This is a genomic window from Methyloversatilis sp. (assembly GCF_965284615.1).
Taxonomy (GTDB): domain Bacteria; phylum Pseudomonadota; class Gammaproteobacteria; order Burkholderiales; family Rhodocyclaceae; genus Methyloversatilis.
Window position 1 is genome coordinate 3,640,001 of sequence record NZ_OZ260098.1, and the last position, 12,597, is coordinate 3,652,597.

Annotated in this window: 8 protein-coding genes; 5 read left to right on the top strand and 3 right to left on the bottom strand. The window is 64.9% G+C overall.

Going from position 1 to position 12,597, the window contains the following annotated elements; all coding sequences use genetic code 11:
* Positions 1–181: 181 nt before the first annotated feature.
* The 5 genes from ACQ66H_RS17345 to ACQ66H_RS17365 all read left to right on the top strand — a co-directional run bounded on the left by ACQ66H_RS17345 (position 182) and on the right by ACQ66H_RS17365 (position 7,161).
* On the top strand, positions 182–1,984 hold the full coding sequence (locus tag ACQ66H_RS17345) for a methanol/ethanol family PQQ-dependent dehydrogenase (protein WP_425763140.1): 1,803 nt from the start codon (positions 182–184) through the stop codon (positions 1,982–1,984).
* Positions 1,985–2,433: 449 nt separating this feature from the next.
* A complete protein-coding gene (locus ACQ66H_RS17350) occupies positions 2,434–4,236 on the top strand; it encodes a methanol/ethanol family PQQ-dependent dehydrogenase (protein WP_430435050.1) in 1,803 nt (600 codons plus the stop codon).
* Positions 4,237–4,533: 297 nt separating this feature from the next.
* Positions 4,534–5,403 carry a quinoprotein dehydrogenase-associated putative ABC transporter substrate-binding protein gene (locus tag ACQ66H_RS17355; protein WP_430435051.1) on the top strand — a complete coding sequence of 290 codons (870 nt, stop codon included), beginning with the start codon at positions 4,534–4,536 and terminating at the stop codon, positions 5,401–5,403.
* A gap of 16 nt (positions 5,404–5,419) precedes the next feature.
* Entirely contained in the window at positions 5,420–6,451 is a 1,032-nt protein-coding gene (locus tag ACQ66H_RS17360) for a S1 family peptidase (protein WP_430435657.1), read from the top strand.
* Positions 6,452–6,498: 47 nt separating this feature from the next.
* Positions 6,499–7,161, top strand: a complete 663-nt coding sequence (locus tag ACQ66H_RS17365) for a hypothetical protein (protein ID WP_019916904.1) — start codon at positions 6,499–6,501, stop codon at positions 7,159–7,161.
* A gap of 16 nt (positions 7,162–7,177) precedes the next feature.
* Here the strand turns inward: ACQ66H_RS17365 and ACQ66H_RS17370 are convergent, their stop codons facing one another.
* Genes ACQ66H_RS17370 through ACQ66H_RS17380 form a run of 3 tightly spaced genes read right to left on the bottom strand, consistent with a single transcriptional unit; the run spans position 7,178 to position 12,589 of the window.
* On the bottom strand, positions 7,178–9,271 hold the full coding sequence (locus tag ACQ66H_RS17370) for a putative bifunctional diguanylate cyclase/phosphodiesterase (protein WP_430435052.1): 2,094 nt from the start codon (positions 9,269–9,271) through the stop codon (positions 7,178–7,180).
* Positions 9,252–12,041 carry a response regulator gene (locus ACQ66H_RS17375; protein ID WP_430435053.1) on the bottom strand — a complete coding sequence of 930 codons (2,790 nt, stop codon included), beginning with the start codon at positions 12,039–12,041 and terminating at the stop codon, positions 9,252–9,254. Before ACQ66H_RS17375 ends, ACQ66H_RS17370 begins: the two co-directional genes overlap by 20 nt.
* Positions 12,038–12,589, bottom strand: a complete 552-nt coding sequence (locus ACQ66H_RS17380) for a YfiR family protein (protein WP_430435054.1) — start codon at positions 12,587–12,589, stop codon at positions 12,038–12,040. The genes ACQ66H_RS17375 and ACQ66H_RS17380 overlap by 4 nt, the downstream gene beginning before the upstream one ends.
* Positions 12,590–12,597: the final 8 nt, after the last annotated feature.

Sequence of the window (12,597 nt, forward strand, 5' to 3'; positions counted from 1 at the left end):
AATTCATCCCGACATCGGGGCATCCAGGCTCTTGGTCGGGGGATTCCATCCCGTCGTTGCATTCTGCGATGTATAAGTCCATAACCCGTGAACAGAGAGTCACTTATGGGCTCCGGCGGGGGCCGCCGGTCCGGGCCGTTCAGGCGTGGGCCATTGGGAAAGCAACGAGGAGAAACACCCCATGTCCGTGAAGATGAAACAACTGCCCCTGTGGCTCGCCGCGCTCGCCGTTCCGGGCGCCGCGATGGCCAACGCCGATCTGGCGAAACTGATCAAGGATCCGAAGAACTGGGCCATGCAGGCCGGCAACTTCGAGAACCAGCGCTACAGCACGCTGAACCAGATCAACAAGAAGAACGTCAAGGATCTGAAGGTGGCGTGGACCTTCTCGACCGGCGTGCTGCGCGGTCACGAGGGCGGCCCGCTGGTGATCGGCGGCATGCTGTTCGTGCACTCGCCCTTCCCCAACAAGGTGTTCGCGATCGATCTGGAAACCCAGAAGATCGTCTGGAAGTACGAGCCCAAGCAGGATCCGTCGGTGATTCCGGTCATGTGCTGCGACACCGTTAACCGTGGCCTCGCCTACGCCGAAGGCAAGATCCTGCTGCAGCAGGCCGACACCGTGCTGGTCGCACTCGACGCCAAGACCGGTAAGAAGCTGTGGGACGTGAAGAACGGCGATCCGAAGATCGGCGAGACGAACACCCAGGCTCCGCACGTGTTCAAAGACAAGGTGATCACCGGCATTTCCGGCGGCGAGTTCGGCGTGCGCGGTCGTGTGACCGCCTACGATCTGAACACCGGCAAGATGGTGTGGAAGGGCTATTCGACCGGCCCCGACGCAGAAATGCTGATGGACCCGGAAAAGTCGATGACCTGGACCAACGGCAAGATGGCACCGGTGGGCAAGGATTCGTCGCTGAAGACCTGGCAGGGCGACCAGTGGAAGATCGGCGGCGGTTCGACCTGGGGCTGGTACTCGTACGACCCGCAGGAAAACCTGATGTATTACGGCACCGGCAACCCGTCAACGTGGAACCCGTCGCAGCGTCCGGGCGACAACAAGTGGTCGATGACCCTGTGGGCGCGTGACGTCGATACCGGCAAGGTGCGCTGGGTCTATCAGATGACCCCGCACGACGAGTGGGACTTCGACGGTGTGAACGAGGTCATCCTTGCCGACATCGACGTCAAGGGCAAGAAGCGCAAGGTTGCCGTCCACTTCGACCGCAACGGCTTCGCCTACACGCTGGACCGCGTGACCGGCGAACTGCTGGTGGCCGAGAAGTTCGACCCCAAGGTGAACTGGGCCACCCATGTAGACATGGTGACCGGCCGCCCGCAGGTGGTGGCCAAGTACTCGACCCGCCTGAACGGCGAGGACGTGAACAGCAAGGGCATCTGCCCGGCCGCGCTCGGCACGAAGGACCAGCAGCCGGCGTCGTTCAACCCGAAGAACGGCCTGTTCTATGTCCCGACCAACCACGTCTGCATGGACTACGAGCCGTTCCGCGTCGAATACACCGCGGGCCAGCCCTACGTCGGCGCGACGCTGTCGATGTACCCGGCCCCGGGCAGCCACGGCGGCATGGGCAACTTCATCACCTGGGACGCCGGCAAGGGCAAGATCGTCCAGTCCAAGCCGGAGAAGTTCTCGGTGTGGTCGGGCACCCTGGTCACGGCCGGCGGCATCGCCTGCTACGGCACGCTCGAGGGCTACCTCAAGTGCGTTGACGCCGACGACATCACGAAGGAACTGTACAAGTTCAAGACCCCGTCCGGCATCATCGGCAACGTGACGACCTGGGAATTCAAGGGCAAGCAGTACATCGGGATCCTGTCGGGTATCGGTGGCTGGGCCGGTATCGGTCTGGCAGCCGGCCTGGAGAAATCCACCGATGGTCTGGGCGCCGTGGGTGGCTACGCCGAACTGGCCAACTACACCGAGCTGGGCGGCGTCATGACGGTGTTCGCACTGCCCTGATCCACTGTCTGTCCTGGACAACCCGCCTCCCCCGGCGGGTCCCTGAACGGCACTTCGCGCAAGCGTGAAGTGCCGTTTTTTTCGTTCGGACTGCCTCATTTTTAAGCAACACCAAGTGTTCCGTTCCGGAACGTTCCGGCGTCACACAGTGTCGGCGGCGCTGTTGCGCGCTGCAACATCCAGCGATTTTTTCCATGTTGCAGCGCGCCACAAGCGAGGGCAATCATCCCGGCCAAACGCAGTTTTGACGCCGGGGAGCACTTTTTCTAATCTTCGTCAAGTTTAAAATTTTAAGATCTTGCGGGGAAAACTTCCCGCTGTTCAAAAATCGTGTGCTATATCTTCATTACCTCGACGCCCGGGGGCACTTATGGGCGTCGCAGGGCAACAGCGGCCGGAGCCTTCGACATGGGGTCCGGTCACATTTTGGTAGCAATGAGGAGGAGCCTATGTCTAGCAAGATGAAACAACTGCCCCTGTGGGTCGCCGCACTGGCCATCCCGGGCACTGCGCTCGCTAACGCTGACGTCGCCAAGCTGATCAAAGACCCGAAAAACTGGGCAATGCAAGCTGGCAACTTCGAGAACCAGCGTTACAGCACGCTGAACCAGATCAATAAGAGCAACGTCAAGAACATGAAGGTGGCCTGGACCTTCTCGACCGGCGTTCTGCGCGGTCACGAAGGCGGCCCGCTGGTGATCGGCGACACCCTGTTCGTGCACTCCCCCTTCCCCAACAAGGTTTTCGCAATCGATCTGGAAACCCAGAAGATCAAGTGGAAGTATGAGCCGAAGCAGGATCCGTCCGTGATCCCGGTGATGTGCTGCGACACGGTGAACCGTGGTCTCGCCTACGCCGAAGGCAAGGTGTTCCTGCAGCAGGCAGACACCATGCTGGTCGCGCTCGACGCCAAGACCGGCAAGAAGCTGTGGGAAGTCAAGAACGGCGACCCGAAGGTTGGCGGCACCAACACCAACGCCCCGCACGTGTTCAAGGATAAGGTCATCACCGGTATCTCCGGCGGTGAATTCGGTATCCGCGGCTACGTCGCTGCCTACGACATCAACACCGGCAAGCAGGTGTGGAAGGGCTACTCGACCGGCCCCGACGCAGAAATGCTGATGGATCCGGAAAAGACCATGACCTGGACCAACGGCAAGATGGCGCCGGTGGGCAAGGATTCGTCCCTGAAGACCTGGCAGGGCGACCAGTGGAAGATCGGTGGCGGCACGACCTGGGGCTGGTACTCGTACGACCCGCAAGAGAACCTGATGTACTACGGTTCGGGCAACCCCTCGACCTGGAACCCGTCGCAGCGTCCGGGCGACAACAAGTGGTCGATGACCCTGTGGGCGCGTGACGTCGATACCGGCAAGGCTCGCTGGGTTTACCAGATGACCCCGCACGACGAGTGGGACTTCGACGGCATCAACGAAGTCATCCTGGCTGACGTGGATGTGAAGGGCAAGAAGCGCAAGGTTGCGGTGCACTTCGACCGTAACGGCTTCGCCTACACGATGGACCGCGTGTCCGGCGAACTGCTGGTGGCCGAGAAGTACGATCCGAAGGTGAACTGGGCGACCCACGTCAACATGAACACCGGCCGTCCGCAAGTCGTGGCCAAGTACTCCACCCGTCAGAACGGTGAAGACGTGAACACGAAGGGCGTCTGCCCGGCCGCTCTGGGTACCAAGGACCAGCAACCCGCTGCGTTCAGCCCGAAGAATGGCCTGTTTTACGTGCCGACCAACCACGTCTGCATGGACTACGAGCCGTTCCGCGTTGAGTACACCGCTGGCCAGCCGTACGTCGGCGCCACCCTGTCGATGTTCCCGGCCCCGGGCAGCCACGGCGGCATGGGCAACTTCATCACCTGGGACGCTGGCAAGGGCAAGATCGTCCAGTCCAAGCCGGAGAAGTTCTCGGTGTGGTCGGGCGCCCTGGTCACGGCCGGTGGCATCGCCTGCTACGGCACGCTTGAGGGCTACCTCAAGTGCGTCGATGCTGACGACATCAACAAGGAACTGTTCAAGTTCAAGACGCCGTCCGGCATCATCGGCAACGTCAACACCTGGGAATACAAGGGCAAGCAGTACATCGGCATCCTGTCGGGTATTGGTGGCTGGGCCGGTATCGGTCTGGCAGCCGGTCTCGAGAAGCCGACCGATGGTCTGGGCGCCGTGGGTGGCTACGCCGAACTGGCGAGCTACACCGAACTGGGTGGCGTGATGACGGTGTTCGCACTGCCGTAATCTGGCACAGTACAAGGAGGGCGTCTGAGGCGCCCTCCCGTCTGACCCTGAACTGGCACCTCGCGGCAACGCAGGTGCCAGTTTTTTTGCCCGGATGGCACATGAACCGGGCGAACCGGCCTGCCGCCGCCGATCGCGAGTGCGCCCCGCGCATCGCGCGCGTGGAACAAATCACCGGAATTCACAAAACAAAATCCCCTCGGTCGATGTCAGACTGTCACCTTGAAGGATAGGCGTCAGCCACCCCTTCGATAAAAAAGACATCACGCCATATAGACACGGAGGAGAGACCCCAAGATGAAGTATCGACTGTCCGCTGCCATCGCCCTGGCTGCCGCCACCGCACTCGCCGCGCCGCTCGCTTCTGCCGAAACCGGCGACGACAAGGTGCTGCGCGTCTGCGCCGATCCGAACAACCTGCCCTTGTCGAACGACAAGGGCGAAGGTTACGAAAACAAGATTGCCGAGCTCCTCGCCAAGGATCTCGGCTACACCCTCGAATACGCCTTCTTCCCGCACCGCATGGGCTTCGTGCGCATGACGCTGCGCGCCAAGCACGAGAAGATTCCGGGCAAGTACAAATGCGACCTCATCGTCGGTGTCCCGGTCGGTTTCGACATGGGCGCCACGATCAAGCCCTACTACCGCTCGACCTACGCGATGGTGTTCAAGAAGGGGCGCGGTCTGGACGACGTGAAGGTGCCGGACGACCTGCTCAAGCTGCCGCCGGAAAAGCTGTCCAAGCTGAAGTTCGGCGTTTTCTCGCAGACGCCGCCGGTGGACTGGCTGCTGCGCAACAAGCTGTTCGACCAGGCCATCTCGTACCAGCGGCAGTCCGGCGATCCGGGTGCCTACCCGGGCGAGATCGTCGAGAAGGATCTGGTCGCCGACAAGCTGGACGTCGCGATGGCCTGGGGTCCTATCGCCGGCTACTTCGCGAAGAATTCCGGCGCGACTGACCTCGTCACCGTCGGCTTTCCGCCGGAGAACAACGTCAAGTTCGACTACGCGATCACGATGGCGGTGCGTTACGGCGAGAAGGACTGGAAGAACAAGATCGAGGAGTCCGTTCAGCGCAACCTGCCCGGTATCCAGGCCATCCTGACCTCCTACGGTGTGCCGCTGATCGACGAATCGCAGGCCAGCCACACCGCTGCGGATCGCTGAGACCCGGGTCGTGTCGATGTACTTCCGCCTGACCGCGACCCTGCTGCTCACCGCCTTGCCGTCGCTGGCCAGCGCGCTGGGCGAGCGGGACATCGCGGCGCTGATCAGCCTGCGTCCCAGCGTGCTGAAAGTGGAAGCGTCCGATGCCCGCGGCAACGTGGGTGTCGGCACCGGCGTGGCGGTGGCACCGGGCGTCATCGCCACCGCCTGTCACGTCACCGCCCGGGCAAGCACGCTGCGTGTGGTGTCCAACGGCGAGCGCATGCAGGTAAGCAGCCAGCGCGCGATGGTCGCGCGCGACCTGTGCCTGCTCGATGTGCCGGGCGCTGCACAGGTGCCACCGGTACCGCTGCGTGAAACGCCGCTCAAGCCGGGCGAGGAACTGGTGGCACTGGGCTACATCCTCGGCGCGGCGCCACGCGTCAGCAACGGCACGGTATTGCGGCTGCATGCACACGACGGTGCGCAGGTGATCCAGAGCACCACCCCGTTTACGTCGGGCGCCAGTGGCGGCGGCATGTTCGACCGCGACGGCCGCCTGGTAGGCCTGATGACGTTCAAGTTCCGCGCCGGCACCGACAATCAGTTTTCCGTACCGGTCGCCTGGATCGCCGAGGCGCTGAAGCTGCCGCCCGGCCCCGAGGTCGCACCGCTCGACGGACGTCCCTTCTGGGACGCCCCGGAGCCGGCACTGCCGCTCTTCCTGCAGACGCTGCGCCTCGAAGCGGAAGGGCGTTGGGCCGACCTCGAACGCCTCGCGCGCGACTGGATCGCCGGCGATCAGCAAAATGCCTCCGCTTGGCACGCGCTTGGCCGGGCACAGGTCGGGCGCGGCATCGACGCGACAGCCGCCTTTGCGCGCGCCGACGCACTCGAAAGCAACAACCCTGTTTTCATCAGCGACCTCGCACTGGCGCAGTACCGGACGAATGATCAGGCCGCCTTTGCCAGTGCGCGCGCCCGCCTCGAGCGCATCGCGCCGACCGCCGTCGAAGCCCTCGACGCGCGCGTCAACGCCTGCGCCGGCGGTGCGTCAACCACATGCTGAATTCACCCCCAGAACGGGCACAGACCCGGCAATCACGAGGAGTCACCATGAAGTTCCGCCCCACCCTTCCCGCCCTGCTGTTCGCACTGTTCGCATCGATCGGCATCGCTCACGCAGAGCCGAGCCAGGAAATCACCGAAGCCGAGAAGCAGTTGTTCATGAACGACCAGATGTCGGCAGTGAAGGCCCCGGCTACGCTCAGCTATTCGTTCAAGCGCAGCGGCAGCCAGGAGGCCGCATTCCAGGACACGGTCGAGGTGCGCGTCAGCGAGGAAAAAGGCGCCCGCAAGGTGAGCACCAGCTGTCTGAGCGGCGTTCGCAAGACCGAAATCCCGGAGATCGATGCCGCGCAGAGCAACCCGGCCCTGATGTGCTTCCTTGAGCGCGACATCCGTGAAATGGAACGGCTGACCGGCGGCAAGTCGAACTACTTCCGCAAGCGCATCCGTCTGGCACTGGCCGAAGGACCGAAGGCCACGCCGGTCAAGGTGAGCTTCGGCGGCAAGACGGTGGACGCGAAGGAATATCGCATCACGCCTTACCGCGACGATCCGAACAAGCAGAAATTTCCGAAGTACCTCGGCAAGACCTATATCTTCGTGCTGTCCGACGCCGTGCCCGGTGGCATCTACCGCGTGGACACCGTGGTGCCGGATGGCAACAACGTTCTGATCGAGGAAGACATGGTGCTGGCTGGCAGCAAGGGCTGAACCTGACTGGTGCCGCTCAGGCGTAACGCGGCACCGCCCCGAGCAGCTGGGCAAACCCGTCGGCCGGCAGCGGCTTCGAGAACAGGTAGCCCTGCATCAAGCCGCAGCGCCGGCTGCACAGGAAGTCTCGCTGTGCAGCCGTTTCCACCCCTTCGGCCACGACGCCCAGACCGAGCGCATTCGCCAGCGCCAGAATGGCCTCGACGATGGACGCGCTGCTGCCGTCTTCCGGCAGATCGCGGACGAAGCTGCGGTCGATCTTCAACAGGTCGATCGGGAACTGCTTCAGCGTAGACAGCGACGAGTACCCGGTACCGAAGTCGTCGATCGACAGCTTCAGACCGATCGCCTTCAACGCGCCCAGCGTCTTCATCGCCGCCTCGGGCTCCTGCATCACGGCACTCTCGGTCAGTTCGACGTGCAGATAGCTCGACGGCAGACCGGTCGATTCCAGCGCGTGCGCGATCGACGTGAGCAGCGAATCGGAGCGGAAATTGTGCGCCGACAGATTCACCGCGACCGGCACCACCGGCAAGCCGGCCTGACGCCATTCCGCCATCTGGCGGCAGGCGGTCAGTACCACCCATTCGCCGAGCGGCACGATGAGGCCGGTTTCCTCGGCCACCGGAATGAACTGCACCGGTGACACCATGCCGCGTTGCGGATGTTCCCAACGCAGCAGTGCCTCGGCCGACACGATGCGGCCGCTGCCGGCGTCAACCTGCGGCTGGTAATGCAGCGAGAACTGGCCGCTCTCCAGTGCGCGCGCGAGATCCTGCTCCAGCGAGAGCCGCTCGACCGCCTGCTGCTGCATCGCCTCGGTGAAGAATTCGTAGGTGTTGCGCCCGCGCTGCTTGGCCGCGTACATCGCCATGTCGGCGTGACGCAGCAGCGTCTCCGGATCGGCGCCGTTGTCCGGGAAGATGGCGATGCCGATCGACGCGGTCACCACCAGTTCGACATGGGCCACCTGCAGCGGCCGCCCCAGTTCGGCACAGATGCGCGCCGCCACGCGCGCGGCGTCCTCGGCGCGCGACAGGTCGGTCAGCAGCACCGTGAATTCGTCACCGCCCAGCCGCGCCACCACTTCCTCGTGCAGCGAATCGTCGTGCGCCACCAGATCGGCGGAGCGGATGGACGCGAGCAGCCGGCTCGCCACCTCGCGCAATATCTGGTCGCCCAGCGTGTGGCCGTAGCTGTCGTTGATGCGCTTCAGGCGATCGAGATCGAGGTAGAGCAGCGCGCAGCGCGAGCCGGTGCGCTGCGAACGCGCCAGCGTGTGGTCCAGCATTTCGCGGAACATCTGGCGATTGGCCAGACCGGTCAGGCTGTCGTGGTAGGCGAGGAAGCGGATGCGCCGCTGCGCCTGCTCGCGCTCGGTCACGTCCTGCGTGACGCCCTCGATGCGCACCACACGGCCGAACTCGTCGCGCACCGGCAGCGCCTGCTCGTACAGCGTCACCACGGTGCCCTCGTCGCGCTGCACGCGGAAACTCATCTGGTAGGCCTCGCCTTCGCGGGCGCGCTCCATCGCCTCGCGCAGATGCTGGCGGTCCGGGCTGAGCACGCGCGACAGCAGGCCGAAGGGCACCTCGTGCAGCGAACTGGGCGTGTCGCCCCACAGGTCGAGGCAGATCTTGCTGCGCTCGCAGCGATCCTCGTCGACATGCCACAGCCAGCCGCCCAGTCTGGCGACGCGCTGGGCAACCGCCAGCCGGCGCTCCGATGTTTCGAGGTCGGCGACGGTGTGGGCCGCACGCAGGGCGTAGCGCACGCGATAGACGAGCAGGGTCCAGTTCAGGGGCTTGGTGACGAAATCGGTGGCACCCAGCGAGTAGGCGCTGTCGATCGAGTGCGTGTCGTCCATGCCGGTGAGCATGATGATGGGCAGCGAGCGCCCGTGCGGCCGCTCGCGCATCTGTCGGCACACCTCGAAGCCATCGATGCCGCCCAGACTCACGTCGAGCAGCACCAGCGAAAACTCGTGGCGGTCGAACAGTTCGAGCGCCTGTTCGCCATCCGCGGCCTCCATCACCTCGAAACCCGAGGCGATCAGCGCCTCTGCCGCCATCAGGCGGACCATCACATCGTCATCGACCAGCAATATCACCGTCGGCTCCCGTCGAATCCGGCGCGCATGCAGCGCCCTGCGTCGTCATCAAATATTCCAGAGCGCTGCAAGTCTGCAGCAGAATCTGCTCGAATGTGCGCTGTGCCACATCGTCGAACTCGACGCGGCCGGTGCGCGCCGCATTCTCGATCTCGCGCGCCCTCTCATAGACCAGGCGCGCCCCGAGCGCGCCGCTCGAGCTCTTGAGCCGATGCGCCGCCGCCCGCAGCGCCGGCGCGTCGCCACTCGCCGCGGCCGCCTGCATCGCCGCCAGGCTGGACGACGACTCGCGACGGAACAACGCGGTCATGCGTGTCATCAGCCCCGAACCATTGCTGCGCATGCCGGGCACACTGAATAACTGTACTTCGTCGATCAGGGTCGCCGCCATCGCGCCGGCCATCGGCGTCGCATCGGCCACGCCCTCCTTGCGAACGTAGCGCTCCACCATCCTGTTCAGTTCGCGCAGCGGCAGCGGCTTGGGCAGATAATCGTTCATGCCGGCCTCGATACAGCGCTCGCGGTCGCCGCGCAAGGCGTTGGCCGTCAGCGCGACGATGGGCACCGGGGTGCGTCCGGCGTCCTGTTCGAATTCGCGGATACGCCGCGTCGCCTGGAAGCCGTCCATCACTGGCATCTGGCAATCCATCAGCACCAGATCGAACACCGCCTGCTCAACCGCTTCGCACGCCTCGACGCCGTTGTCCGCGGTGCTTACGCGGTAGCCAAGCTCGCGCAGCATCTCGACCGATATCTCGCGATTGACCGGATGGTCATCCACCAGCAGCACCGAAACCAACCGCGCATCCGGCGTACCGACCGATGGAGCGACATCGGCCAAAGCATGGCGCGGCGGCGTGTCGCCGCCCAGGACGGACTGCAGCTCACCGCGCAGCACCGGCTTGCGCAGCGTAGCCATCGGCGGTTCGACCACCTCGGGATCGGCGAAGCCCTGCACGCGGACGAATAGCGGCGGCGCGGCCAGGCGCTGCGCAAGCACGCCGGCCAGCGTGGGCGCATCGCCGTCCGGAAGCTTCTGCGCACACAGCACCGCGTCGAACGGCAGGCCGCAGAAGTACGCATGCATCAGTGCCGCCATGGCACCGTGCGCGTCGGTACAGCGCGCGTGCTCGACACTCAGTTCGTCGAGCATGGCTGCCAGCGTCTGCGCGGCCCGCGGCACCGGATCGACGACGAGCACGCGACGCACGGCGCTCGGCGGCAGCGGCGACGACGAACGCACGCCGGCGATGTCGAAGGGCAGCACGAACCAGAATCGCGTGCCGTAGCGCGGCACGCTGCAGAAGCCGATGGCCCCCTTCTGCAGCAGGATCAGTTCGCGCGTGATCGCCAGCCCGAGACCGGTGCCCCCGTACTGGCGGGTGGTCGAACTGTCGCCCTGCGAGAAGGCCTCGAAGATGCCCGCTTCGGCCACTGCCGGAATGCCGGCGCCGGTATCGATCACATCGACATGAAGCACGGCACGACCGGGTCGTGCCTGCTGATCGGCGCCGGTGGTCAACACATCGACCAGCACCTCACCGCTGGCGGTGAACTTCACCGCGTTCGACACCAGGTTCACCAGCACCTGACGCAGCCGGTGCGGATCGCCGATCAGCGCCCGCGGCAGCGCCGGATCGATGCGCAGCGACAGCTCGATGCCCCGTTCCCGTGCGCTGTCGGCGAACAGCATGACCACATCCTCGACCACCTGGCGCGGAAAGAACACGACCTTTTCCAGCGTCAACTTGCCCGCCTCGATCTTGGAGAAGTCGAGCACGTCGTTGATCACGCGCAGCAGCGATTCGGCCGAACCGGCAATACCTTCGACATAACGCCGCTGACGGTCGTCGAGCCGGGTGCGTTCGAGCAGACCGGCCATGCCGATGACACCGTTCATCGGCGTGCGGATTTCGTGGCTCATGTTGGCGAGGAAGCGGCTCTTCGCCTCGTTCGCCGCCTCCGCCTGTTCCTTCGCCACCCGCAGCTCGCTGGTCCGCGCCTCGACCTCGCTTTCCAGGCGGTCGCGATGGCCGCGCAGTTCGGCGTCGCGCAGCGCGATCTCGTGCAGCATTTCGTTGAAGCGATCGGTGAGCTGGCCGATCTCGTCATTGGCCAGACGCGGCACCGCCACGTCGTAGCGACGCTCATCGACCACCCGGCGCGCCGACGCGATCAATGCCTGTACCGGGTCGGTCACCCGCCGCTGCATGCCAGCCGACAGCCGGTAGGCGAGCAGGAAGGACAGCGCAGTGGCGATGCCATTGATCAGCATGGTGGTGGCAACCCGGCTCCACAGCGGCAGCAGATCGGCCTCCAGCACGATGACGCCCAGGCGCTGATCGTCATCGACCAGCGGCCGCGCGAACAGCAGGCGGGGCGACCACAGCGCACCGATCACCGTCATCTCTTCGATCTGCTGCCCCGGCAGCGGCGGCGGTGCGGACGGCGGAAATGCGGCGAAGGGCACGCCGTCGTTCAGCTGTATCCAGGCACGCGTCACTGCTGCCACGCTGGACACCGCGGACAGGGTGCCGCGCGCCGCATCGGGGTCGCTGAAGGCGAGTGCCGACGCACTGTTCGCACCGATGATGCGCGCGGTCGCGTCGAGCTGATCGACCAGCCGCTCGCGTTCGCCGAGCAGGCCGTTGAGCGAGGTGAACACGAAATTGATCACCAGGCCGGTCGCCAGCGACAGCAGCAGCACGCGGCGCAGCCGGGCGCGCAGCGGCAGGTCCGGCGGCTCGGCGAACAGGCGCGGCCTCTTCATCGGGGCCGTCCTCCGAGATTGCGCGCCAGTTTGAGCAACTGCGAGCTTGCCTTCAGATTGGCCCGTTGCAACGCCGCCTGATTGATGTCGAACTGCAGGCGGTCCCCGCTGCGCACGATGCCGATCATGCCGCCGCCATCGACGAAGCCTTCTGCATCGCTGACCGTGAGCACTGCCTGCGCCGGCACCTGCTTCAGCACGGCCACCACCCGTCGATCGCTGCTGTCGCTCAGCACCGCGATGTGGCAACGATCGACCTCCTCGGGCTGCACATGGCGTCTCACCTGGAAGGTGCGGCCGGCGACGGCCCGTCCGTGGAAGGCGCCCAGCGCGTCGCCGAGCGCGCTGGCATCGCCGATCACGCAGGCAACGATCTGTGCCAGCGTGCCGTCCTCAGCCGGCCACTCGATGTACTTGGCGAAGTTGAACACGAAGGCGGCCTTCAGCTGCTCCTCCGGCAGATGCGGTTGCGCCTGGCCGGCCAGCGCACACAGCAGTGCCCCGACGGCGCCGACCGAACGCAGGCAGCGCAGAGCCCGGGTGCGCACGCAGAGCG